The organism is Micromonospora sp. NPDC049891, assembly GCF_040660295.1.
Taxonomy (GTDB): domain Bacteria; phylum Actinomycetota; class Actinomycetes; order Mycobacteriales; family Micromonosporaceae; genus Micromonospora.
In genome coordinates this window covers 258,428-281,683 of record NZ_JBFAML010000005.1, presented here as the reverse complement: position 1 = coordinate 281,683, position 23,256 = coordinate 258,428, and the positions used below count along the sequence as shown (strand labels likewise).

Below are 23,256 nucleotides of genomic sequence, written 5' to 3'. Positions count from 1 at the left end.
GTGCGTGTACTCGGACGTGTTCGACTACGTTACGAAGTCGTCTGCGCGCGGGTCGGCATCCCACCCAAGCCGAGCCAGTTCCCGAAGGACTGCGCGCGCACGAGGAGTCCAGAAAAGCAGAACGTGATCACGTTCTGCGGTCCTGAAGGACACCGCGAGTGCAAGGGCCCAATGCCTGCCCACGATCGGCCCGTGTGGCAATGCGGTCACCTCGGCGTGTTGCAACACCTCGGAGCCGGCCCGCGACGAAAAAGTCAATGTGCTGTCCTCGACCCAGAGGCATACTGACGGCCAGCGCATCCGCCTGACGACGCGCAGTGAATCGCCGCGGGTGAAGTCACGACGATCGACATAGGTAAGTCCACCGCGTGCCAGCAAGGTCTTGGAAGCCATCGCGGGATGATATGCCTCCAGCCCGTCAGCTCGGCGCGCGCCGGCAAGCCTCAGCAGTTCCGCAGGAACCTTCCTGGTCAGCTGTACGGATCAAGTAGCGGTCGAGCGGGGGCGCTGGTTAGGCATTCTGCTCGTCGAACGGCTCGTCACTCCACCGCCACCACGCCTCGTCGCCATCGAGGTGAAGAAGAAACTCAGGAACCTCCTGGCCATCCGGGTACCGAAGCGTCACAGCGTTCCGGACGGTCTCGTACGCGCGCTCCCAGGACTCCACATCCTCATCGATGCCATCGAGCAGCCGCAGTTCCTCGGCGAAAAGCGGCCGAAGCTCCGCCAGCCCTTCCCTCGGGTCAACACGAGCGTTCAACCACGGGAAGTCCCCACCGTTCACCACGAGCTCAGCAAGTACCCCGCCGTCGTCGCGTCGGCGCAGCGTCCAGGCACCACCGTGACGATCACTCACGACGACGACATTAGCGACCGTAGAAGCATCTCTGCTGACCTGCCCGGCTTCGATACGGTCGCACCTCCGGCCAGCAAATGCACGCTTCTGCCGCTCTCAGCGCACCGGCAAACGTGCAGGAGAGGGCTGTTGGGTTTCAGATCGACTTCGCTGCCCTGATCGTCGATTAGTACCGCCCTACGATCACGTTCTTCAACGACGTGCTCGCCCTCGACCTCGTCGAGGACTCGCCATCGCTGACCAGTGCTGGGACGACCCGAGCGGTGGGCGTCGTCCGGCACCCAGGTGCACTGCGAAAGCCGACGGCTTGAGGCCCTGCGGTTAATGTGCACTGCTGTCGACGGGGCGTCGCGACCACGGGCTGCGGACAAGGTCCGACGAGCATAAGCCGCTGACGTCGCTTTGACCGCTACGACCTCATGCCGGAATCATAGGCGCATGACCTCGAGAGCCTGGCTTCGTCAAGATCGCGAGCTGATACCGGGTACCGAGATCTTCCGCAGCGAGCGCCAGTTCGCGATGGAGGCCTACTCCGCAAGCCACAGGCAGCTGCTGCTACGCAGCAATCCGGTCGACGATGAACACGAAACGACAATCGACCTGCTGTTCAAGCCGGTGGAAGCGATCAAAATCCGTGACGGCTTCGCAGGGCTGGTCATCAGATGCGCGACCGTTAGTGAAGCCGCCCAGATCATGACCGCGCTGCCTCGGGCCAGCCCTGACCGAGGCGACCGGGTCTTCATGCTGGAAAGCCAAGGCCGATTCGACTACGTCATCAGCATGGCTTTCGGTTGGCACGAAGGCATCCTGCCCCGCGTCCAGGGAAGCTTCTTCCATACCGCGGACGCCTACCTGCCACGATGGCCTACGGGACCGCTGTTCGGTCTGAACGCAGGGTTCAACGCCGCGTCTGCCCAGGACCTCGTCTACGCGTTGAACTCGGACGACCATCGGCCGGTCCGTCGTGACCGATTCCGGTACGTCTTCGTCCTCATGACCGACGTGGGCAGCGGAAACAGGCCGAAGATCTCGGGCGCCGGAGTGTTCCTGACCCGGGCGGACGCCGAGCAGGCCCAATCTCTGCTGGCCGCAAAGGTCACATCCTGCTGGATCGAGACGCTTCCAGTCGCCATGTAGGAAGCCGAGCCCAACCAAGATCTTCTCCCATCCGCTTCTGCCGCCGTACCGGCGTCGCAGCGCGTGGCGGAGGAACGGCGGCGATAGGCGCGGTCGTAGCCGATAAGCGTGCGGGGGCCGAGGGAAGGGTGGTGCTGCCCTTGCGGCGAAGCGAGCTTCTACACGAGGCTGGGCTTGACCGCGATCCATTTGCTTAGCTGGTCGGCGAGCCGTTCATCCTGGACCTCGTCTAGATGCCATTGAGCAGCATTGATCAGGTTTTTCGCAAGGCGGGACAGGCGTATCTGGGTTGGGTCGAGTCCGTGCAGGTCTCGGCGGGCGTCGAGCATGGGCACCTGGTCCCGACCAACCGGGATGGCGTCAAGGCAGGCCCGGACGATGTCATCAGCGGATGGCAGCAGATCCGGTAACTCGGCTCCCGCGCGTCGCATGTCAGCCGCGAAGTAGGCCACCTTCTCGGCGCTTTCGGCTCGGGTGAGGACACCGCGGGCCTGTCCCTGGCGCAGTAGCCATAGCTTCAGTTCCACCCAGTCGGCCCGCCTACCTGGTTGGTCGCCAAGGACCTGATCGATGACCAGCAGCAGATACAGCCACCAGTTGACCCGTGCGCTCGATGCCGGCTGACGGCGGTCCAGCCAGTCCCTACGCTGGTTGTCGCCGAGCCGCAGCAGATGAGCCAGCCCATCGGTGATGGCCTGACGCTGCGCACCGAGACCCGCGGCCGCCACGGCCTCGGGAGGCTGCCGCCCACTGATCGACCAGACGTCGCCGGCGTCGATCACCTTCCCGTCTGGAGTGGGGGCGACCACGAGGGACACCTGCGACTCGGCAAGCCAGTATCGCCGGAAGCCGGCATCAGACTCTTGAGTGATCTCGTCGAGTCGACGAAGAAGTTCAGATCAGCCACCCGGCAAGCGTGAACAAGCAACCGCCGCGACGCAAACACCATACGGCCACCCAACGACCGATCTCCGGCCCGTCGCGCATGCGCATCCGCACATGCCGCGAATCGCTCGCTACGCAGCGTCTCGTTCAGCTCGGGCGACCGGATGCACGGTCGTAGCCGCTCTTCTGCCGCCGCAGGGAGTTGCCCCAGCCCACCAAGCGGTGAGGATCCCTCTTCTCTGTCGTAGTGGCCGAGTACATAGCAGGTGCTGCCACCCGTCGATGCAACGTTCTGGCACGTAGAAGCCCGTAGCGATCAGGGCGGCGGCAGCGGCTGAAGGTCCGCGCCTGGATCCCACCAGCGCGAGTCGGGGCCGTAGCAGATGGACGCGGCCCAGTAGTCCGCATCCTCGTGGTAGACGATGTCAAGGCCGACGATCCAGACACCTGGGACACGGCCCGCTCCACCAGCTTGTGACCACTGGCGGTTCACGCGTGCCACAGCCTCGCTGTGGGAGATGTCGTAACGGCGGGCCATCGCGTCAGCGATCTCTTCGCAGAAGGTCAGGGCCTCTGTGTCACCGGCGCAGGGGAAATTGCCGTGCGAGCGCAGCACCGACTCGTGCACCAGATATTCCTGCGGATAGATTAGCCCTGACGTACCCCGCGCAGGAATGCGTACCCTGATTCGATCCCCGAGTTCATCTTCACGGAGGCCGTACTCCGCCAGGAGTCGATCGAGGTACTCCCGTGGTCCAACAGCCTCATAGGTGTCGTCGCACTGTCCTGCCGTGTCCACCACAACATCCTGCCGGCCGCCGCCACGGGTATGGCAAGCGAGGATCCCACTATCCGCTCATGCCGCGAACCGCTTGTCACCGAGGGCGACATTGAAGCCCGCCGGTGCCCGCGTGCGGTCCTGCCGGGGTGGGGCCTGGACGATGCGCCATGATGGGGCTATGCCACGCACGGACAGAGCCTCGCGGGTGATCGCGGCCCCTCCCGATCGTGTCTACGCTGCGCTCGTCGATCCAGACGCCCTCGTCGCGTGGCTTCCGCCCGCGGGGATGAGCGGTAGGTTCGAACGGTTCGATGCCCGGCCGGGTGGGTCGTACCGGATGGTGCTTACCTACGCGGACGCCTCGACCGCGTCGGGCAAGGCCACCGCGGACTCCGACATCGTCGAGGCGCGCTTCGTTGACATCGTGCCCGGCGTCCGGGTGGTGCAGGCCGTCAACTTCGTCGCCGACGATCCCGACTATGCGGGCACCATGACGATGACCTGGGAGGTCAGGGCAACCGACGAGGGGACGCGGGTGGACATCCGAGCCGACGACGTGCCCTCCGGCATCTCCGCAGAGGATCACGCGGCCGGGCTCGCGTCCTCGCTGGCAAACCTCGCCGCCCACGTTGAACGGTAGCCCGTCGCGAGATGGCGGATCCGGACTGAACGCGTCTGGCGACACCCGCTCATAGCCGATGAGAGTGCGCATTCGGCGGCCGTCCCAGAGTCAGCGGCCCATGGTTCTTCCATCCGAGTGGGAGAGCTAGTCGAATTTGACCTGCAACAAGAAGGCGTTTATCCTTGCGGTTACACCATCCAATGTTGCATACATCGAATTTAAGGCATCCATCTGCACATGCAGCGCTTGCAGCATTTCTCTCCGTCGAGCAATCCCCATATCGTCGAGTGTCAGACGCCCAGGCGACTGCTCTTCGTCGTCCCAGTTTGACCACAGGTCATCGATATCGCGGTACGAAAGTCTCGACGTGCTCAGAACCTGGCCGAATTCATAATCTATTGCGGCTGCCATGGAAGGCGAATCTGGCGGGGTCATCTCCGGCGGGAGGGCCAAGAGTGATGGCTTGAGCATCAACCATACCGCGCGCACCTCCAGGGTTCTTTGGTCTAGCGTGAACAAGTTGTGGCAAGTTTCCCTGTGTTCGGTAATAACCTGGGAAAGACGCTCTCTCGTTGCCGCAGAAAGCTCACCCGATCTCCCCAGTTCGCGCCGAATATCAGCAAGTACTGCACCAGCTTGCTTCGGCTTCCGTGCAGCATCCGATAAAAAGCCAAAGTCGGCAAACGTCCCAGGCACCACTTGTTCAACATTAGCGCGTAATTGCATGGTGAGGGCCTTCACCGTAGCGAGGTTTCTGCTGTCCGCAAGAGCTGCAGTCTGAGTCATGGAAAGCTGTTGCACTACAAATAGCGCGACCGGTATTCCAATCAAGGCGCCACACATGGACGACAAGAGGTTAGTGACAAACGGGTATGATGACCACAATTGGAGGATATCGCCGGAAATTCCCAAGGTGCCTAGCGTGGCACCCACCGTCCACATGGCCACGGAAAGGCGTTTTACGGCTGTAGGCGAGTTCCTCCACGACGATCGGATCAATACAAGCAGACTGTCGTTGCGACCGTTCACGTAGAGATTGTCGCAACACAGCGCCAGTAGCGCGGGCCGCCGCATTGTCATGCGGGCAGACCGGGCGTCACGGAGCGCAGCCGCTGTCCATGGGCAGGCGCGAGGACACGCCCGAGAAGGGTGCGACCATCGTTCAGTGTTGGTGCGGTCAGTGCGTTCGTTGCGCCACGAACACGTACTCCCGCCCAGGACGGTCTGGGGCCTCGCGGACGTCGATCGTGGTAAAACCACTGGTCACCAGGGTCTCCTCAACCTCTGCTTGACTGCGGAACCTGAGGGTGGAGTCCGACTGCACCGAGAAGCCGTCAGAGGCGAAGGTGTACGTGTACCGGAAGGAGACATATGGCAGCGCCACCCTGGTGACTTCCATCCGCCGTTCGACCTCACCGATGCCAGGAAGGTTTCGGGTGGCGGGGTCAGTGTCGACGACCCATTCCTCCCAGGCGCGGCGCTGCGGGCGTCTCGTCTCGAACACGAGGTGGCCGCCGTCGCGTAGCGCGCCATGGATGCCCTGGAGTGTCGCGCTCCAGTCATCGTCGTCAAGGAAGACTTGAGCCACGTTGCCGGTCATCAGCGCGATGTCAGCTGACAGCGCGGGGAGCGTCGTGGCATCCCCGTGGAGCCAGGTGACCGATGCGGCGCCGGGTTTGGATGCCGCCGCCTCGAGGGAGGCAGCGGCGGGATCAACGCCGGTTACCTGTCGTCCGCTTCTTGCCACCAGGATGGCCAGGGATCCGGTACCGCATCCGATGTCGAGCACGTGCCGGGCGTCGAACTCGTCGACGATGCGAAGATATGCGTCGAGGTCTGCGCGGTCGCCATCGAACGCATCGTAGACAGGCGCGAGGCGCGGGTGGGCAAAGATCGCGTCGGGCATGGCACAGAACCGTAGCGATACGGAATGTCCGAGACCAGCAATAATCGACGCGGTTGCGATACCGCTCATGCCGCACCGAACGCGGCGGCCTGATGTACTGCGTTACCGCTTCTGTGCTCGGTACTTCCGGAGCAGCGCGGTAATCTTGGCGTAGTCACGGGCGCCGTTCAGCTCGTTGAGCAACTCGTCTGGGCAGAGCTCATAAAGGTCGCCCCACCACCGGCGACCCCGGTTGTCCCAGATCCGGTAGCCGCCATCAACGCCCCTCGCCACGTACCTTCGCCTCGCCACCGGTGGCAGGGTAGCAATGTCGTTACCCGACTGCATGCGGCTTGCGGCTATCCAGTTCGGCACGCTCATCTGGCCGCGAGCCGCGCGCTGCCCGACGATCACGGCACGCTTGGAGGCCGACGCAGAATCCTGCCGAGTCGAGTCTGCTGTTGCGACAGCGCCGGGACTGACGGTGCACTCAGCGTCACCCGAGTGGCTGGCCCTCACCGTCCTGCAACGAGCCTGCGGCTGCGGCTGGACGCCGGTAGCGGCCACAGCTACTGAACACGGCCGTGACCAGGAGGTCCGAAGTCAGCCGCTTCGACGGTTGCCATACTGGCGAGGACTCTGCACCGTGCCGGAACGGCCGTGGGCACGGCTCGCGGTACCCCCGATGCGGTTGGCGGTGGCCTTGCCCTTGGACCGGCGTGCCGCCCGGTTCTCGAAGGGCTGCGGCTGCTCCTCGGTTCCCGCTTCGACGTCAGCGGTGGCATCGGCGTCGCTGCTGGCATCGGTCATCAGGGTCTCCTCGTGCTGCTCAGGACTGGGCGATTCGCTGCGGATCGGGAAGCGTGGCCGCCGCGATACGCAGACGGTAGCGGGCAGGCCGACCCGAGTCGGGACCGACTGCCCGGGTACACCATCCAGTCACGCCAGAGCCCTCGCCAGGGCGATCCAACCACGACACCGTCCGGGCAACGGATTTGCCGCAAACCGCGCGTTGGCCGCTGCCCGACGCAGCGCACTCGATCGTGGCCGATGAGAGTGCGTTTGCGGACTGTGCCGGAGCGAAGGTTTGTCCGGCGTGGACGCTTCTAAAGCTGAGCAAACGCCGAGGTCTAGGGCAGGTCCCAGACCAGGTCAGCAGTGGCGACGCCGATCTCACCGTCGTACCTGTCACCGGCTGCGGATCGCGCAGCCGCCGGATCCGTGCCTGGCCACAGGTGGGTCAGTAGTAGGTGTCTGACGCCGGCTTCGGCGGCCTGCCGACCTACCTGGCGCGCACTCGACAGGTAGCGCCGAGAGTCCTCCGGCACCTCATCGACGTAGGTGGCCTCGGCCAGCAGCAGGTCGGCGTCGCGCGCCAGTTCCACCACGTCCGGGCTCGGGCCGGTGTCACCGGTGTACGCGAGAACCCGGTCACCCGCAGTCAGCCGTACGCCGGCATTTGGCACCCAGTGCGGCAGCAATCGGGTCTGGGCCCGGAACGGGCCGATGTCGAGGCGACTGCCGACGGTGATCTCATGCAGAACGTAGGCGGCATCCAGCATCCCGGGGCGGTCCAGCGCTAACACCGCATCCAGCGCGCCAGGCAGCGCGTACACCGGTAGCGGCGCCGGCGGATCACCACGCAACGCTCGCGCCCGCAGCAGCGGATTCAGGTCGGCGCAATGATCGGGATGTCCGTGGCTGATGAACACCGCGTCGACCTGGTCCGCGGTGGTGTGTTCCAGCAGCCGCGGCACGGTCGCATAGCCGAGATCGACGAGCAGCCGGAACCCGTCGTGCTCCACGAGGTAGCCGCTGCATGCCTGACCCGCCTCCGGCCATGCACCGCACCCGCCGAGAACCCTTAGCCGCACCCGAAAAACCCTATCGGCCGGTTCGCCAACTGTTCCAATTGACCTGGCGCATATCGCTGCCCGAACATCCTCAACTGGCCGCCGACCGCGTGCCACGGACGGTGACTGCTCCCGAGGCCACCCACCGTCCGGACGTAGCCTAGATGGCGGAGGCGTTCGTATGGTGAGTTACCGCAGTGCTGCTGCGAGTTCGGCGGCGTTGTCGAACGCGGGTGCCGCCCCTTCGGATTCGTCATGCGTGAGCGTGACGGCCTGGGCGCGGGTCAGCATCTCGGCCGCAGTCTTTGAATCGTGCAGCACCATCGCGAGTTCGGCGCGGTAGACCAGGGACCTCGTCACAGGTGGCGGTTAGCCTGCCGTCCCTGAGCAGCGTTGAACTGGATGAGTTGATCGTCGCGGACGCCGAGGCGCTGCACGCGTAGTTGTCGGACCACCACGATCCCGGGTCCTTGGCACTGCCGTGCTGCCGGTTTCTCCTCGGCTCGGCGAGCGGCTGACCGAAATCCTGCAACAAACCTGCACATCGCTACGCTTGTCTTGCCGGCAAGCGCTTTCCTAGCCTGGTATCACATCGATGTTTCGCTCTATAGCCAGGCTGATGACACGAACATGTAGCCACTCTGCGGTGTCGGGCTGTGCAGGAGTCGCCTCGCACCGTGCTCACTCCCCGAGGAGACGAACAGTGAGAACTACAGTGCGACAAAGGCTGCTCGCCGGCGGCACCGCCGTGGCCGCCGCAGCCGCCGTTGCCTCGGCGCTGCCGGTGTCCCAAGCGTCCGGCTCAGCTGACGGTCTCGCCGCCGCGTCGGTAAGCGCCAACGCGACGAACCTCAGTCTCGGGGCTGGCTCCGACGGCTCTAGCAAGGCCAGCGGCACCAGCTACGGCAATGTGATCGATGGCGACATGGGCAGCTACTGGTCGCCGACCGGCACGACCGGTCGCATCTCCGTCAAGTGGGGCGCCGCCACCACTGTGGCGTCGGTGAACATCCGGGAGGCGGCCGGCGCGGTAGGTGTCGTCGGCTCCTGGCGACTCGTCAACAACGACACCGGCGCCACCCTGGCCAGTGGTGCCGGGGCCGGGGTCATCAACTTCCCCGCCACCTCCCTGAAAAAGATCAACTTTGAGATCACCGGCGCGAGCGGCACGCCGAGGATCGCCGAGTTCGAGACGTACGCCTCAGGTGCGACGCCCGGGCCGACGACCCCGCCGCCGACGCCCGGGCCGACCACCCCGCCACCGAGCACGCCCCCACCGACCAGCCCGCCCCCGCCGTCGAGCGGCACGCTGTACGTGGCGCCGACCGGCACCGACAGCGCGGCCGGCACGCTTGCGAACCCGACGACGCTCACTTCCGCGATCACCCGGATTCCCGCAGGCGGGACGATCTTCCTGCGTGGGGGCACCTACCGCTACTCGCAGACCATCACCATCGCTCAGGGCAACAACGGCACGTCGAGCGCACGCAAGAACATCTTCGCGTACGCGGGTGAGACCCCGATCCTGAACTTCTCGGCGCAGAGCGAGGACCCGGCCAACCGGGGCCTGGCGGTGGGCGGATCGTACTGGCACATCCGCGGCATCATCGTCGAGCGGGCCGGCGACAATGGCATCCTGCTGGCCGGCAACAACAACATCATTGAGCGTACGATCACCCGCCACAACCGGGACTCGGGGCTGCAACTCTCGCGGCTGATCGCGAACGCGCCCCGCGACCAGTGGCCCTCCAACAACCTCGTGGTGAGCACGGTGTCGCACGACAACGTCGACTCCGACGGCGAGGACGCCGACGGTTTCGCCCCGAAGCTCACCGTCGGCCCCGGCAACGTCTTCCGTTACACGGTTGCCCACAACAACATCGACGACGGCTACGACCTCTACACCAAGAGCGACACCGGGGCCATCGGCGCGGTGACCATCGAGTCCTCCCTCGCCTACAACAACGGCACCTTGAGCAACGGTGGCCAGGCCGGCAACGGTGACCGCAACGGATTCAAGCTCGGCGGCGAGGACATCGCGGTGAACCACACCATCCGCGGCAACATCGCCTACGCCAACGGCAAGCACGGGTTCACCTACAACCGCAACCCCGGCACGATGACGGTGTCGAACAACGCCAACATCGGCAACGCCGAGCGCAACTTCAACTTCGACGGCGGCTCCTCGGTGTTCCGAAACAACACCTCGTGCAACGGCGGCTCGAACGACCGGACCATCGGCAACTCCGACAGCTCGAACCAGTTCTGGTCCGGCACCAACGGATCCCGGTGTTCCTCGTACACCGGTGCTCTGGGCTGGTCCTTCGCCTCCGACGGTCGGCTGGTCGTGACCTTCGGCGGCCGAGTGGTCACCCCGTAACCAGCACGGCCGATGCCGGCGTCACCGCCGAGGTGACGCCGGCATCGGCTATCGAGCCCTACAAGCTGGGCCAGTGGTGCTACCAACTGGCAAGGTCGTGGGCCGGGTCGCCTTCTCGGCCACCCCTCACGCAGATCCTTGCCTACTACTGATCGGGCGCCACTGGCGGATCAGCGCATACCGTGCGGCAGGTCATTTGGTGCTGGTGGGGGATGAACTCGGCGATGGCGAGACGATGACGTCCGGGCGGTTCTTACCACTTTTTGGACCATGGTCATGAGTCCGGTGGTCGCCGGTCATGCGTGCCGGCTCTTGCCGGCGATCATGTCGACGAGGGTGTCGATCAGGTCTTCGGCGGAGACGCCTCCCCACTTCGGGTCGGCGAGCTGGCCACTGGCCTCCAGGCCGGCGATCCCGTTCGCGCTGCTGATGAGCAGGGCCGCGTATCGGCGGGCGTCCTGCTCGTCCACCAGGTCGGCAACGACGGCCAGGAACTCGGTCTGGCTTCGCTGGGCGGCCCGGGCGAGTGCGGTGGGGTCGCCGGGCGGATTGCTGAACATGAGCTTGTAGAGGTGTGGCCGAAAGCGGCCGACGTCGATGAGCGCAAGGAGGCCGCCGCGCATCTTTTCGGCGGCCGACAGGCCCGGTTCCGCGCGAAGGGCTTGCATGCGGTCTCCGAGCGTGTCCCATGCCCGGGTCCCGACGGCGATCAGCAGGCTCTCCTTGTCGAGAAAGTGCCGGTAGGGCGCTCCGCGGGTCACTCCGGCGCGCGCCCCCACCGCGCGCAACGTCACGGCGTCGAGGCCACCGGAATCGAGCAGCTCAGCGGCCGCGTCGAGCAGGGCGCGGCGGGTGGCAGCAGCTGATTCGGCACGGCTGATCACGCGGAGGATTCTAGCTCGCCTGTGATGACTAAGTCACTCGAACCAGTTGACGCTGTCATCTCATTACTGCACACTCAAGAGATGACATCGTCAACTGAAACTCGGGAACTCGTGGTCGTGACCGGGGCGTCGACCGGCATCGGCGCGGCCACCGCGCGGGAACTGGCTCGGCACGGCTTCCATGTCCTCGCCGGTGTACGGCGCGACAGCGACCGGACACCCCTGCGGGCCGACCGCATCGAGCCGGTGACCCTCGACATCACCGACCCCGACCACGTCGCCGCGCTCGCCGCACGTGTCGAGCGGGGTCCGCAGCCGCTGCGGGCGCTGGTCAACAACGCCGGCGTCCCTGGCGCCGGCCCGGTCGAAGTGATGCCGCTCAGCGATTGGCGGCGCATCTTCGAGGTGAACCTCTTCGGCCACGTCGCCGTCACCCAGGCCCTGCTTCCCGCGCTGTTACGTGGCAAGGGACGCGTCGTCAACATCAGTTCCCTCAACGGCAAGATCTCGATGGCCGGCTACGGGCCGTACGCCGCCAGCAAGTTCGCGATGGAGGCGATGAGCGACGCGCTGCGCAACGAACTGGCCCCCCACGGTGTGCAGGTGGTGGTGGTCGAACCGGGCGGCGTCAAAACCGAGATGTCCCGCGTCGGCCTCGCCGCCCTCAGCCGCCTCGACGAAGCGATGACGCCCGAGTAGAACGCGCGCTACGGCACTCTGATGCAGGCAATACCCTCCCACGTGGCGGCGTTCACCAAGGCCGGCGTGACCTCCGACGTCGCCGCGAAGAGGATCGCCAAAGCGGTGACCGACGCCAGGCCCCGCACCCGTTACACCATCGGCGCGACGGCTACCTTCCTCATCCGGGCCTCCCGCATCCTTCCCGACCGGATGCTCGACCGGATGACGACCTCCGACCTCCGCAAGCACTACCCGCCCGAGAACCGTGACCGAACGACCGCTACATGGTGAGCACCTCTGCCACCGAGGGTGCGCGTGGTGCCTCGGCGCGCCGGTCACGCTGAGTACCCGTCAGTCTCGGCGTTGTTCCTTGGGAGACGCGCCGAAGCGACGCGTAAAGACGGGCCGGCCGACGACGCGGTCGACCACCGGGGATCGGGGAGCAAGTGGGAGCAGTCGGGCGCGCTGAACGGCTCTGAACCGCGCCCAACGGCGTCGAATGGCACTCAACTGCACCCACCACGACCTGCGGCTTCTCCTTTCTGCAGGTCAGAGTGGGTGCAGCGTCCCGCTTCACACGGAGTGCTCCACGATTTTGGGCAGCAGTCGACATCTCTCTATGTTTCCTGGTAGGGGAGTATGTGCAGGTCGCGGCGGTAAGGAGCTGCTGGATCGGCGGGCCTTGCAGGTGGGAGCAGATCGGGTGCAGGTTGGCGAAGTAGTCACCGCGCCCGAAGTGCTCACCGACTCTGGACAGAGTCGAAGGCTCTGACCTGCGGCGATGTGGGCCACCGGCCTGGCGTGACCTCCCAGAGGAGACCGAAGTGGTCAGGGTTCGCTGCTCCCCGTCGGGACGACACGCCGGCTGTCGTCTCGGCCCCACTGACGCCATTCACGGGGCAGTGCTCCATCGATGCGCGGCTGTGGGTGCCGTGGTGCTGGCGGCGGTCTGGATCCCGGGAGCTGAGACTCGAATCCCACCGGCAACCCTCTGAGCAGGGCTTCCAGCTCGGTGACCTCTTCGGCGAGCCCGAAGGCGCCGACCTTCGAAGGTTCAGGTCATCGCCCCGGGATGCACGCTCGCTCATGCCGATGAGCGGACGTCCTTGCGGGGTGACAACTGTTCAGCCCACCGGTCGCGGACCGTGGTTCACTCTCAGTCGTGAACACCCCCGATCTCGCCGCTTTGGTGCCCGCCCAGATGGCTCGGCATCCAAGCTTCGACTGGACCATCCTGTCGGGCTGGTCCCCAAAAGAAGACCTGGTGGTCGAGTTGCATCCTCGCGGCTGGCCGGATCGGGTAGCCAAAGTCCAAGTCAACTCCGGGGCGGAGGTCTTCAGCGTCACCTTCGCTGGGCACGTGAGCCACGGCTTCGCCTACGAGGATCAGGACCGGCCCGAGACCCTTCAGGAGCGAATCGACCTTGCCGTCGAGGCCGCCAGCGGGCCCACGCGAGTCATCCGTGACTGCCGCGGCGACATCACTGTGAAAAGTACATTGGTGATAGATCCCGATGGGCCGCACCCACGCCCTAACATTGTCAGCTACCCCTTACGACGCCTTAGGTCGCTCTTCAAAGCGGGCCGCACTACACGAGAGGTTGACGACTTTCCCGCTGCGCGCTGTAGCTAGCAATCACGACCATTTTGCGCCAGCGTCCGCCCATGCCGCGAGGCGCGCGGGTCTTGAGGCTCGGGCTATCCGCCAGCGGAGTCCCAGACGTGCTCGAACGCGTCCCGTGCGACGACGAACGGGCTCCAGTCTTCTTCAGGATCATCCAGGCTCGCCTGCCCGAGGCCGCCGTACCGGTCTGCCTCATGTCCAGGCCCGTACCGGAGGACTGGGCCGTGGTCGTACACCTGGACCTGCCGAACTGGCCAACCGTCGTCATCCACCTCGAAGTACCAGACCGAGTGCCCCCAAGCGTCGAACTCGTCGCCGCGCGATTCGTCCCAGCGACGACGGTAGAAGCGGCCACCCATGGCCGTAAGCGTAGATCCACTCGTGCGCGGATCTGCCGCGAGTCGCTCATCGACGCCGTCGGCCACACCTTCGACATGGCCATCCCGCTGGGCCGCGAGACCCCAACCGAGTTGGCGTACTGTCTGGGTTGTTTGGGGCTGCGGTTCCGCTGTTCGCTCAGCCGGCCCAGATTCGCAGGCACGCGGCCATGATGCGAAACGGGAGGCCCCGAGCTTCGGTCTGGTTGACGGTGCCGGCCAGGTGCAGGTCGAGTTCCGGGCAGGTGAACAGCCAGGTGCCGGTCGACCCTGAGTGCCCCACCAGGGTTACTGGCCCGCGCAGTGGCGACATCAGTCGGTTGACCTTGAAGATCATGGTGCCCAGTCCGTAGCGGAGGACCGGGGCGTTGCGTAGCCGGTTGCGGCGTTCGGTCAGCAGGTGCCGCGTGTTCGCGTCGCGGAATGGCTCACCGGTGGTGAGCGCCCGCTCGAAGGCGAGCAGGTCCTCGATGGTGCTGACCAGGTCGTTGCTCGATGCGATGACTCCACTCACGTCCACCCGCCGTCGCCTGGCGTACAGGGGAAGGGGCGCGGTCAGATCCGGCTCGGCGGGCTCGGCGGCGGGGTGCCAGGTGCGGGTGAGGCCGAGCGGTTCGGCGATGCCTCTGGTGAGAAGGTCAGGAAAAGCGGTCGAGGTGACGCCCTCCAGGATCCGGATCAGCAACTGGAAGCCCGTGTCGGAGTAGCGTGCCCGCTGCGTCCCGGCAGTCAGGTCCTGTGGGTCGAAATGGGGGCGCTGCTGCTCGCGGGTGATGCCGATGACGTCCTCGAAGGTCCAGGACGTGTCGTGCCCGGCACGCAACTGCCGGTACAGGCTCGGCCCGCCGCGGCGGCGTTCGAAGAAGTCCGGCAACCCCGAGGTGTGGCTGGCCAGGTGGCGTACGGTGATCTGCGGCGTTCGGTCCACACCGCCCCGCACGTGCAGCCCGGTGGTGACGGATGCGGGCAGATACGTGGTGATCGGAGCATCCAGGTCGAGTTCCGCGCGCTCGTGGGCCTGCAGGACGAGCGTGATGATGAACCGCTTCGTGATCGAGGCGATGAAGAAGGGCGCCTCGGGGCGTACCTCCGGCTCGGCAGTGCCCTCCGGTCCCGATCCGCCCGCCCAGTGGCGCTGCCCGTCGGTGCTGCACAGGGCGAGGCTGACGTGGTGCAGACCGGGTCTGGAACTCACCCGCTGCACGAGGCCGGTCAGGCCGGCGTCAATCCCGTCGGTTACCCGATTGCCGGCTGCCGTGAACGTGGGCCGTATGTGACGTCCTAGCATAGCGACATGCCTACTAGACATGTCTAAGAGAGTCAACCGGCTAGGATCCGGATGTGGCACATGTGATCCTGGGCCTGCTGCTCATCGCCCCGCAGAGCTTGTACAGCCTGATCAAAAGCTTCGAAGCGGGCGTCGCGCTCTTCTACAGCGCCAGCTCAGGCAGCATCAAGCGGGCCCTCGACACGCTGCTGGGCAAGGGTCTGATCGAGGTCGCGAGCACCGAACCGGGCGGACGCGGCAAGAAGGTCTATCGCACCACCGAGGCGGGCCGCCAGGAGTTCCACCGGTGGATGACGGGCGAACTCGGCGGAGCCGACCTGGAGACAGCAACGCTTCCCCGACTGTTCTTCCTGGGACTGCTCGCCCCGGAGAATCGCGCACCCGTGCTGCGAAAGATCCAGGAACGGGCCGCAGCTGATCTCGCCGAGCTCACCGCCCTTCAAAAGCATCTCGACACGATGGAGGTATGGCCGGAGTTCCGCGATGTCGCCGCGTACCAGCGCCTGACCCTGGAGTACGGGATCGCCTCGGGGCGGCACGCCCTCGCCTGGTTCGGTGAGCTCGCCGATCGTGGGGGGCCGCAGACCGGATGACATCTCAGGACCCACGAACCCCACAAACAGGTCGGCGGCGCGCTGGGACCGGCGACTTTGGTCACTGTGGCGCCGGTGCACGGCACCGGACCGGCCGCACAGATCAACCCCTACAACCGCGCGTTCACCACGATCGCCCTGATCATGATGGCCGTGCCAGGCGGCCCGACCGCCGGACGCCGTCCAGGTGATCGACTCAGCTTCGGCTGGATAGCGGTGGGCGGGATAGAACCCTTCCGCCGGAACGGTGCCCGGGAGGGTATTTGCCTGTGTGGCGTTGCGTCCGCTGCGGCAGGTGTGCCTGGGGTGTGGGGAAGCTGTCGAGCTGATAGCGCAGACAGATCACGCACGGTTCGGGCCTCGTGTGCCGTCGCCACCAGCGAGGGTGCGTTGCGTGGTAGCGCAAACGGTTCAGCTCGACAGGCGCGCAGCGCTGCTATGGGTCACCTGCCGGCCGTGCACGCATCTGCCGCGGACAACGCGCGGTCGGGCCCCGCCTGCTACTGCCTCCGTGGCGGTGCATCCGGAAGTCCGGCCTCGACTCGCCAAGCGCTCGGATCGAATGAGCCGGAATCCAGAACAATCGTCAACATCGCGATTCCAGCGGCGAAGCCCCGCACAAGGTCGTGACTTCCAGTAACCGGCCAGCTTTCGCTGCGGACCTGGTGCATGTTGTGGTCCTGTGAGCACCAACACCCAACCTCCACGGCGGCGTTCACGGTGAGTCGGGAACCCCAGGCGACGTCGAGCGTCAGCTCAAGCCAATCGTGGCCGCTGTTGAAAAGCGTGATCGTGGTGTCGAACAGGAGCAGGTGGACGCCGTCGGCCGGCACGGGTGGACGCTGGCGGTGTTCGGGATACCACCACCAACCGATTCGGGTGGCGGCCGCGCGGTGGACATCAAGCGTGCGACCCAACCGCTGGAGTTCGTCCAGCGTCGCCGCGTACTCGCTGGGGAGCACGTCAGGCAGTGGCACTTGATCGATTGATGTTACTGGCCCGGCCATACACCGATCATCGCACGCCGGTCGGTGCACACATTTGCCGCGAGCCGCGCGCTACGCAGCGTTCCGCCGAGCCGGCCCGGGTTCCGTCCGGACGTGCCGACTTGTAGTTTGCGTGTTCCTCCCGACTGGTGGATGCGTCAGCGCCGGTAGGCGTCCGGGTAGGCGGCGATGGCGGTCTGCAGGTCGGTCAAGGGTCCGGCGTCGATCGGTGTGCGGGCTGTCAGCAATTGCTCGGTGCTGCGCCAGAGCGCTATCGCGTAGTCAGCCTCGGAGGTGTGGCAGAGCAGCCTGCCGGCCGGCGTGCTCAGCTGCAGTCCATGACGGCGGGTACGGCGCAGGGCGAAACTCCAGGCGCTGGAGGCGCCGGTGAACAGGTAGCTGGCGTCGGGGTGCGCCAGCAGGGTCGCGACGCCGGTGAGCATGTCCGCGGCGGCGAGATACACCATCAGCAACCCGCGGGACCCGAGCTGGCTGGAACTGTAGGCTCCACCGTTCCAGCGCAGGCTGACGTGTCCCAACTCGAACCCGGTGACAGGCATTGGCGCATCAACGGGTGCGTCGAACTCCACGACGATCACTCCGTCATGATCACATGCCCGGGCCACGGGCCCAGCTCTCCAATCGCGGCCGTCAGCGGAACCGTGACGTCCCTGCGTAGACTGCGATGCCCGTGCAGGGCGACGCCGCGCCATCCGTCGTGAGATCGACTCGTCCGTTCATCCTGCGACGCACCAGGCACCGGGGCTAGCCGCAGCGTCGGCCGTCGCGGATGTCAGTGCGTGGATTTGTACGTGTCATTCTGCGGTGATGAGCAGCAGGCCCCGAAGCTGGAGGTGGGGTGGTGCGCCGTCGAGGATCATTGCGGTGTTCTCTCCCGCTCGCGCGGTCTCCGGATCGTGTCGGGCGCAGGTGCGGAGGAACCGGGCCGCCACGACGGGATACCGCACGCTGCCGTCAACGAGCCATAGGTGACTCCCGCGGACTACGGGGCCGCCTCGAATTCGGCCGGTCACCACGATGGTTCCGCCCGGATCCACGAAGGCGTCCTCAATCCGCATTTCACTCATCGGATCTACGGTACGAGACGGAGCATCAGTCGTGAGCGGGCCTTGTGCCGCCGCCGCCGAGCGTCGCGCTCCGTCGCTACGTGGTCGGGCCGTCAACCTCCTGCGTACCCCAGAGCTGCCACAGCGTGGTGCCGAGAGCCGGGACCGGCAGTCAGCGGTTCCAGGCACACGGCGCTCGGTGTGACGTGAGCTGTGGCGGCTGATGGCCCTCGTCGAGGTCGTGCCCTGCCCCTTTACGATCTCGGCGTGTTGGGGGTGCACTTCGCCATCGCCGCGGACCAGGAACGTGCGCTGCTCACGGCAGGCGACCGCGGCGACAGCGACAGCGTGGGCGAGATCCTTGAGAACATCGAAGAGTCGTGGAGCGACGACGGGTTGACGGTCGACACCGACAAGGCTTGGAACGCCATCCACCGATGCCTCACCGACGGCACTGTCGACCCGGACGCCGGCGTGTATCCGTTGTCCCACGCGGTGCTCGGCGGACGTCATCTCCACGACGAGTATCCCGTCGTCTACCTCAGCGCCACCGAGGTCCGGGATGTTGCTCACACCCTGCGCAGTGTGGAACCAACGTGGCTACGCAGTCGATTCGACGCCATCAACGATCCGGACTATCTCGGCGCGCACGACGACACGGACTTCGCCTACACCTGGGACGCCTTCACTGAACTTCAAGCCTTCTACGACCGAGCCGCCGCAAGCGGACGGGCGGTCATCTTCACCGCAACCTGACTGAAGATCGGACGCTCATCTGCCGCACGGTGAGCGCGGAGGGCGGCTCAGTCGAACCAATTGAATAGTAGGTCGCCGAGCCTGCTCGGCTGGTGGTAGGCGACATCCCGGCGCTCTTCTTTGGTCAGGAGATGTAGGTGCCGCTCGTGGAGCGGCTGATTCAGCTCTGCCGTGGTGGCGACCCGCAGCCCTGCGCGGCGGTAGATGTCTCCGCCGGGGACGTCTACGAACACCGCGTGGATCATGTGGGGGTTTTGCTGTTCGGCTGCGGCGACCAGGAGGACCGCGCCGTTGAACAGGATGCTCAACGGCTTGGCATCACAGATTCGCACACCGACCCGGTAGTGGTTTCGGCCGACCGTCGGTTCCTCGACCGAGGTAGTGAGCACACCGTGCAGTGCCCGGATGCTGTCGTACATCATGGCCAGCCAGGTGGCACCGGCCGCCCGATCCAGGTGCGGTTTGGTCACTCCCGCCCTGCAGCAGACGGATGAGCTCCACGCAGGAATCATCCGGCATCGCGGCGCAGCCGGCGAACCTCAGGAGCAGACGCCTCCACCTGCGTTGAAGTCAGCGGCTCGTGTCCGCATCTGGCGACCCGCGCACACATGTTGCACGAGTGGGAGTGCAGACTGACCAGCATGAACGTTGTGGAGTTCGACGCGTTGGTCGAGCCGCTGCGTCGGAAATCGGTGGCCTCGTTAGCCGAGCACGGCTTCGCGCTCATCGAGGGACGCACCGCCACGGCCGCCGAGGTTACCGACCTGGAGAAGCAGCTCGGCGTGACGTTGCCGGAGAAGTACAAGGCCTTCATGATGCGCTACGGCGGTGGCGTGGTCGGCTGCGTCGAACTGTTCCCGATCGTCGGCACCGTCTCCGGCGGCGACGACGTCACGTCGGTCAACGACCGGGAGTTCCCTGACCGGGCATTCATCGCGATAGCGCCGGTGGGTACCGGCGACCACTGGGGGTTCCCGGTCGATGATGGTCACTGCCGCGAGGAAGTCTGGTTCCACTTCCACGATGGCGGCGACCCGGAGCGTGAGGCGGCCGACGTCCTGGAATTCGTCGCGCGCCGTGGACTCAGGTTGTAGCGGCCAGGCCATCCGCTTTCTGGCCCCCGACCGTGCGCGTGGTGCCTCAGCACGCCGGTCACACTGAGTACCCGTCAGTCTCGGCGCTGTTGCTTCGGAGACGCGCCGAAGCGACGCGCCAAGACGCCAGCCGACTACCCGTGATCGGGGAGCGACGTGGGAGCAGCCGGGTGCGCTGAACGGCCCTGAACCGCGCCCAACGGCATCGAATGGCACCCAACTGCACCCACCACGACCTGCGGGTTCTCGTTTCCGCAGGTCAGAGTCGGTGCGGCGTCCCGCTTCACACCGAAGAGGTCACTGGTTCGATCCCAGTATCGCCCACGCAGCTCAGGCCACTTCCCGGCTTCGGGAGGTGGCCTTTCTGCTGCCCGTACAGCAGCGAAGTACAGCAGCCCGCTCATTGCGCGAGTGAATCGCCGAGGCGTTTGAGCGCGTCCCTGGTCGCCTTGGACGAGACCTGCGTGTAGATCTCCATGGTCACGGAGAAGCGGGCGTGCCGGAGGATCTGCATGGCGACTCGGGGGTGGACGTCGAGGTCGGCCAGGAGGGTGGCGCAGGTCCGCCGCGCGTCGGATGTGGAACCAACCTGGCTACGCAGCCGATTCGACGCCATCAACGATCCGGACTATCTCGGCGCGCACGACGACGCGGACTTCGCCTACACCTGGGACGCCTTCACTGAACTTCAAGCCTTCTACGACCGAGCCGCCGCAGCCGGACGGGCGGTCATCTTCACCGCAACCTGACGGAAGATCGGACGCTCATCTGCCGCACGGTGAGCGTGGAGGGCGGCTCAGTCGAACCAGTTGAACAGCAGATCGCCGAGCCTGCTCGGCTGGTGGTAGGCGACATCCCGGCGATCGTCTTCGGTCAGAAGATGCAGTGCCGCTCGTGGAGCGGCTGATCCAGCTCGACCCTGGTGGCGACGCGCAGCCCTGCGCGGCGGTACATGTCCCCGCCGGGCACGTCAACGAACACCGACTGGATCATGTGTGGGTCTTGCTGTTCGGCCGCAGCGACCAGGAAGACGGCAGCGCTGAACAGGATGCTCAACGGCTTGGCATCACGCAGTCGCACACCGACCCGGTAGTGGTTTCGGCCGACCGTCGGCTCCTCGACAGACGTCGTGACCACACCGTGCAGTGCCCTGGCGCTGTCGTACACCATGGCCAGCCAGGTGGCACCAGCCGCCCGATCCAGGTGCGGCTTGGTCACTCCCGCCTGCAGCAGATGGACGATCTCCACGCACAGATCATCCGGCATCGCGGCGCAGCCGACGGACCTCAGTAGCAGACGCCTCCACCTGGGTTGAAGGTCAGCGGCTCGTGTCCGCAGCTGGCAACCCGCGCACACATGCTGCACGGATGGGAGTGCAGACTGAGCGGCATGAACGTCGTGGAGTTCGACGCGTTGGTCGAGCCGCTGCGTCAGAAATCGTTGGCCTCGTTGGCCGCGCACGGCTTCGCGCTCATCGACGGTCGCACCGCCACGGCCGCCGAGGTTGCCGACCTGGAGAAGCAGCTCGGCGTGACGTTGCCGGAAAAGTACAAGGCCTTCATGATGCGCTACGGCGGTGGCGTGGTCGGCTGCGTCGAACTGTTCCCGATCGTCGGCACCGTCGCCGGCGAGGACGACGTCACGTCGGTCAACGACCGGGAGTTCCCTGACCGGACATTCATCGCGATATCGCCGGTGGGCACCGGCGACCACTGGGGGTTCCCGGTCGATGATGGTCACTGCCGCGAGGGGGTCTGGTTCCACTTCCACGATGGCGGCGACCCGGTGCTTGAGGCGGCCGACGTCCTGGAATTCGTCGCGCGCCGTGGACTCAGGTTGTAGCGGCCAGGCGATCCGCTTCTGGCCCCCGACCGTGCGTGTGTTGCCTCAGCACGCCGGTCACGCTGAGTACCCGTCAGTCTCGGCGCTGTTCCTAGACGCGCCGAAGCGACGCGCAAGACGCCAGCCGACTACCGGAGATCGGGGAGCGACCTGGGAGCAGCCGGGTGCGCTGAACGGCCCTGAACCGCGCCCAACGGCGTCGAACGGCACTCAACTGCGTCGTTGGATCCAGACCAACGCCGTCTCTCGTCCACACCGTCGGGTAATCGCGAACATGTAGATGCCTGGACGTCCCATGGGTGGCAAACGAACGTCGATACCCGGTGGACTGGACGGCTGGTATGAACATGTCGTCGCTACTGGCGTCCACAGGACGTGATCGAAAGGCTTGATGTGGGAGAAATTCTCCGTACAGACGACGGGATGCTCTACGAAGGCGACGACAAAGTCAGCGAAAAGTCCTTCGGCCGTCACGGCAGACCAATCCGATCCGAGACAGATATGGACCGCGCTGTAGAAGGTATCGTTCGCGCGGCACGGCGCGGGCTTGCCATCAGCGGCGTACGAGCAGGGAGCATCGAGTTTGGCCTAAAACTAGATGCAGAGGCAGGGTTCGTAATCTCCAGGGGAACTGCTGACGCGAGCATTGTTTTCAAGCTCAACATCGAAGCCGACGGCCCCGCCACCCATCAGGGCATCTGATGTCTGTCGAACGTCTAGCCAAGGTAATCGGCGCAGTCGGAGTCTTGATGGTTTTCGCCTACTGGTATCCGGTGGACTGGTCCGGCAGTCAGTTCGTCCGGGACTTCTACGCGAATGCAGCCACGACCCTGCTGAGCATCTCGCTCACGGTGCTCCTCGTGGATCGCCTGTATGCACGACGAGAAGCCGAATACCAAAAGCAGCAATTGATCCGCGAAATGGGCTCAAGCGACAAAGGATTTGCACTTCGTGCAGCGAAAGAGATTAGGGCGCAGGGTTGGCTGACCGATGGTAGCGTACACGATTGTGACCTATCCCAGGCAGCCCTTAGTGGGGCGTTTCTCAACGACGCTGTTTTCGAAAGAGTAACGTTCGATGGGGCCTTCCTCAATGATTCCAGGATGAAAGGTGCGCGAATATCCGGGGGAACCTACCGTGCAACCCACTTCACCGATGCGGTGATGGACGACCTCGTCGTCGAGGATGGCGCGGATTTCATCGGTGCATACTTGGCTGGGGCCTCGTTACGTCACGCACAGCTGGCTGGGGCAACGCTTGAGGAGACGGATTTTTTCCGCAGCGACCTCTCGAATGCGAACCTCACAGGTGCTCGCCTCCGACGCGCAAACCTTGCCGAGGCAGTTCTCGACGGAGCGAACCTCGAACGCGCGAACCTCGCGGACCTCCTCAACTGGGAGCAAATTTCGTCGATGAGGGGCACCCGCATCGCAGCGGTGGAGGAAGCGCCATCCGGATTCCGTGAACATGCGCTGAAACTCGGTGCGATCGGCGGGGCAGCAGACGGCACCGGAAAATTTCCACAGCCCACCCGCTCCACCGCCGCCACGGTCCCCACAAAGCGCACAGGTGCAGCCGACACTCAGAGCACAGACTCCGACGAGGCCCCCGCTCCTACCTGAGGTCGCCTGCCCGCAGGGGTGAGAACCACACGATCAGGTCGTC

The 23,256-nt window shown here is 65.4% G+C and carries 29 protein-coding genes and 2 pseudogenes; 12 read left to right on the top strand and 19 right to left on the bottom strand.

Annotation, left to right across the window (positions count from 1 at the left end; translation table 11 throughout):
• Positions 1-24 precede the first annotated feature (24 nt).
• Positions 25-393, bottom strand: coding sequence for a hypothetical protein (locus AB0I71_RS10020; RefSeq protein WP_357582884.1), 369 nt, complete (start codon positions 391-393; stop codon positions 25-27).
• Positions 394-511: 118 nt separating this feature from the next.
• On the bottom strand, positions 512-856 hold the full coding sequence (locus AB0I71_RS10015) for a hypothetical protein (protein ID WP_357582882.1): 345 nt from the start codon (positions 854-856) through the stop codon (positions 512-514).
• A 438-nt stretch (positions 857-1,294) separates the two neighbouring features.
• Between AB0I71_RS10015 and AB0I71_RS10010 the strand changes: the two genes are divergently transcribed.
• Positions 1,295-1,993 (top strand): hypothetical protein, encoded by a 699-nt coding sequence (locus AB0I71_RS10010; RefSeq protein ID WP_357582880.1) that lies wholly within the window; start codon positions 1,295-1,297, stop codon positions 1,991-1,993.
• 158 nt (positions 1,994-2,151) lie between these two features.
• On the opposite strand, the gene AB0I71_RS10005 is transcribed toward AB0I71_RS10010, so the two are convergent.
• Positions 2,152-2,802, bottom strand: coding sequence for a hypothetical protein (locus tag AB0I71_RS10005; protein WP_357582878.1), 651 nt, complete (start codon positions 2,800-2,802; stop codon positions 2,152-2,154).
• 392 nt (positions 2,803-3,194) lie between these two features.
• Positions 3,195-3,677, bottom strand: coding sequence for a hypothetical protein (locus tag AB0I71_RS10000; RefSeq protein ID WP_357582876.1), 483 nt, complete (start codon positions 3,675-3,677; stop codon positions 3,195-3,197).
• 160 nt (positions 3,678-3,837) lie between these two features.
• On the opposite strand from AB0I71_RS10000, the gene AB0I71_RS09995 reads away from it, so the two are divergent.
• Complete coding sequence (locus AB0I71_RS09995) at positions 3,838-4,299, top strand: SRPBCC family protein (RefSeq protein WP_357582874.1); 462 nt, start codon at positions 3,838-3,840, stop codon at positions 4,297-4,299.
• A 126-nt stretch (positions 4,300-4,425) separates the two neighbouring features.
• Here AB0I71_RS09995 and AB0I71_RS09990 read toward each other — a convergent pair whose 3' ends face one another.
• From AB0I71_RS09990 to AB0I71_RS09965, 6 genes and pseudogenes are all read right to left on the bottom strand, one after another.
• Positions 4,426-5,310: a hypothetical protein gene (locus AB0I71_RS09990; protein WP_357582872.1), complete on the bottom strand. Its 885-nt coding sequence runs from the start codon at positions 5,308-5,310 to the stop codon at positions 4,426-4,428.
• 148 nt (positions 5,311-5,458) lie between these two features.
• The gene (locus tag AB0I71_RS09985) at positions 5,459-6,187 is read right to left on the bottom strand and encodes a methyltransferase domain-containing protein (RefSeq protein WP_357582870.1); all 729 of its coding nucleotides are present in this window, start codon (positions 6,185-6,187) and stop codon (positions 5,459-5,461) included.
• Positions 6,188-6,289: 102 nt separating this feature from the next.
• Positions 6,290-6,478, bottom strand: a complete 189-nt coding sequence (locus AB0I71_RS09980) for a hypothetical protein (RefSeq protein WP_332904707.1) — start codon at positions 6,476-6,478, stop codon at positions 6,290-6,292.
• Positions 6,479-6,769: 291 nt separating this feature from the next.
• Complete coding sequence (locus AB0I71_RS09975; protein WP_357582868.1) at positions 6,770-6,976, bottom strand: hypothetical protein; 207 nt, start codon at positions 6,974-6,976, stop codon at positions 6,770-6,772.
• A gap of 320 nt (positions 6,977-7,296) precedes the next feature.
• Entirely contained in the window at positions 7,297-8,040 is a 744-nt protein-coding gene (locus AB0I71_RS09970; RefSeq protein ID WP_357582866.1) for an MBL fold metallo-hydrolase, read from the bottom strand.
• Positions 8,041-8,208: 168 nt separating this feature from the next.
• Positions 8,209-8,367: pseudogene (locus tag AB0I71_RS09965) on the bottom strand (VOC family protein); the annotation flags it as partial.
• A gap of 355 nt (positions 8,368-8,722) precedes the next feature.
• On the opposite strand from AB0I71_RS09965, the gene AB0I71_RS09960 reads away from it, so the two are divergent.
• Positions 8,723-10,399, top strand: a complete 1,677-nt coding sequence (locus AB0I71_RS09960; protein ID WP_357582864.1) for a cellulose-binding protein — start codon at positions 8,723-8,725, stop codon at positions 10,397-10,399.
• 296 nt (positions 10,400-10,695) lie between these two features.
• On the opposite strand, the gene AB0I71_RS09955 is transcribed toward AB0I71_RS09960, so the two are convergent.
• Complete coding sequence (locus tag AB0I71_RS09955) at positions 10,696-11,283, bottom strand: TetR/AcrR family transcriptional regulator (protein ID WP_357582862.1); 588 nt, start codon at positions 11,281-11,283, stop codon at positions 10,696-10,698.
• Between the two features lie 81 nt (positions 11,284-11,364).
• On the opposite strand from AB0I71_RS09955, the gene AB0I71_RS09950 reads away from it, so the two are divergent.
• Both AB0I71_RS09950 and AB0I71_RS09945 read left to right on the top strand, forming a co-directional pair.
• Positions 11,365-11,982, top strand: a complete 618-nt coding sequence (locus tag AB0I71_RS09950; RefSeq protein WP_357582861.1) for an SDR family NAD(P)-dependent oxidoreductase — start codon at positions 11,365-11,367, stop codon at positions 11,980-11,982.
• Between the two features lie 42 nt (positions 11,983-12,024).
• A complete protein-coding gene (locus AB0I71_RS09945; RefSeq protein WP_357582860.1) occupies positions 12,025-12,255 on the top strand; it encodes a hypothetical protein in 231 nt (76 codons plus the stop codon).
• Between the two features lie 1,407 nt (positions 12,256-13,662).
• Here AB0I71_RS09945 and AB0I71_RS09940 read toward each other — a convergent pair.
• Both AB0I71_RS09940 and AB0I71_RS09935 read right to left on the bottom strand, forming a co-directional pair.
• Positions 13,663-13,947: a hypothetical protein gene (locus AB0I71_RS09940; RefSeq protein WP_357582859.1), complete on the bottom strand. Its 285-nt coding sequence runs from the start codon at positions 13,945-13,947 to the stop codon at positions 13,663-13,665.
• Positions 13,948-14,104: 157 nt separating this feature from the next.
• Positions 14,105-15,160 (bottom strand): serine hydrolase domain-containing protein, encoded by a 1,056-nt coding sequence (locus AB0I71_RS09935; protein ID WP_357582858.1) that lies wholly within the window; start codon positions 15,158-15,160, stop codon positions 14,105-14,107.
• Positions 15,161-15,315: 155 nt separating this feature from the next.
• Between AB0I71_RS09935 and AB0I71_RS09930 the strand changes: the two genes are divergently transcribed.
• Positions 15,316-15,846: a PadR family transcriptional regulator gene (locus tag AB0I71_RS09930; protein ID WP_357582857.1), complete on the top strand. Its 531-nt coding sequence runs from the start codon at positions 15,316-15,318 to the stop codon at positions 15,844-15,846.
• 500 nt (positions 15,847-16,346) lie between these two features.
• Here the strand turns inward: AB0I71_RS09930 and AB0I71_RS09925 are convergent, their stop codons facing one another.
• The 3 genes from AB0I71_RS09925 to AB0I71_RS09915 all read right to left on the bottom strand — a co-directional run bounded on the left by AB0I71_RS09925 (position 16,347) and on the right by AB0I71_RS09915 (position 17,800).
• Positions 16,347-16,808: a hypothetical protein gene (locus tag AB0I71_RS09925; protein WP_357582856.1), complete on the bottom strand. Its 462-nt coding sequence runs from the start codon at positions 16,806-16,808 to the stop codon at positions 16,347-16,349.
• A 182-nt stretch (positions 16,809-16,990) separates the two neighbouring features.
• Entirely contained in the window at positions 16,991-17,431 is a 441-nt protein-coding gene (locus tag AB0I71_RS09920; RefSeq protein WP_357582855.1) for a hypothetical protein, read from the bottom strand.
• A 216-nt stretch (positions 17,432-17,647) separates the two neighbouring features.
• Positions 17,648-17,800 carry a hypothetical protein gene (locus AB0I71_RS09915; RefSeq protein WP_357582854.1) on the bottom strand — a complete coding sequence of 51 codons (153 nt, stop codon included), beginning with the start codon at positions 17,798-17,800 and terminating at the stop codon, positions 17,648-17,650.
• A 366-nt stretch (positions 17,801-18,166) separates the two neighbouring features.
• Here AB0I71_RS09915 and AB0I71_RS09910 point away from each other — a divergent pair, with 366 nt between their 5' ends.
• Positions 18,167-18,655 (top strand): YfbM family protein, encoded by a 489-nt coding sequence (locus AB0I71_RS09910; protein WP_357582853.1) that lies wholly within the window; start codon positions 18,167-18,169, stop codon positions 18,653-18,655.
• A 47-nt stretch (positions 18,656-18,702) separates the two neighbouring features.
• On the opposite strand, the gene AB0I71_RS09905 is transcribed toward AB0I71_RS09910, so the two are convergent.
• On the bottom strand, positions 18,703-19,125 hold the full coding sequence (locus AB0I71_RS09905; protein WP_357582852.1) for a hypothetical protein: 423 nt from the start codon (positions 19,123-19,125) through the stop codon (positions 18,703-18,705).
• Between the two features lie 171 nt (positions 19,126-19,296).
• Between AB0I71_RS09905 and AB0I71_RS09900 the strand changes: the two genes are divergently transcribed.
• Positions 19,297-19,749, top strand: coding sequence for an SMI1/KNR4 family protein (locus tag AB0I71_RS09900; RefSeq protein ID WP_357582851.1), 453 nt, complete (start codon positions 19,297-19,299; stop codon positions 19,747-19,749).
• Between the two features lie 400 nt (positions 19,750-20,149).
• Here AB0I71_RS09900 and AB0I71_RS09895 read toward each other — a convergent pair.
• A pseudogene (locus AB0I71_RS09895) lies at positions 20,150-20,323 on the bottom strand (site-specific integrase); the annotation flags it as partial.
• Between AB0I71_RS09895 and AB0I71_RS09890 the strand changes: the two are divergent.
• Positions 20,262-20,498: a DUF1877 family protein gene (locus AB0I71_RS09890; RefSeq protein ID WP_357582850.1), complete on the top strand. Its 237-nt coding sequence runs from the start codon at positions 20,262-20,264 to the stop codon at positions 20,496-20,498. The pseudogene AB0I71_RS09895 and the gene AB0I71_RS09890 sit on opposite strands and share 62 nt — an antisense overlap.
• Positions 20,499-20,622: 124 nt before the next feature.
• Here AB0I71_RS09890 and AB0I71_RS09885 read toward each other — a convergent pair whose 3' ends face one another.
• Entirely contained in the window at positions 20,623-20,997 is a 375-nt protein-coding gene (locus AB0I71_RS09885; RefSeq protein ID WP_357582849.1) for a hypothetical protein, read from the bottom strand.
• A gap of 150 nt (positions 20,998-21,147) precedes the next feature.
• Here AB0I71_RS09885 and AB0I71_RS09880 point away from each other — a divergent pair, with 150 nt between their 5' ends.
• The 3 genes from AB0I71_RS09880 (at position 21,148) to AB0I71_RS09870 (ending at position 23,213) form a co-directional block, all read left to right on the top strand.
• Positions 21,148-21,591 (top strand): SMI1/KNR4 family protein, encoded by a 444-nt coding sequence (locus AB0I71_RS09880; RefSeq protein WP_357582848.1) that lies wholly within the window; start codon positions 21,148-21,150, stop codon positions 21,589-21,591.
• 423 nt (positions 21,592-22,014) lie between these two features.
• Complete coding sequence (locus AB0I71_RS09875; protein WP_357582847.1) at positions 22,015-22,293, top strand: CU044_2847 family protein; 279 nt, start codon at positions 22,015-22,017, stop codon at positions 22,291-22,293.
• A 47-nt stretch (positions 22,294-22,340) separates the two neighbouring features.
• Positions 22,341-23,213 carry a pentapeptide repeat-containing protein gene (locus AB0I71_RS09870; protein WP_357582846.1) on the top strand — a complete coding sequence of 291 codons (873 nt, stop codon included), beginning with the start codon at positions 22,341-22,343 and terminating at the stop codon, positions 23,211-23,213.
• Positions 23,214-23,256 lie beyond the last annotated feature (43 nt).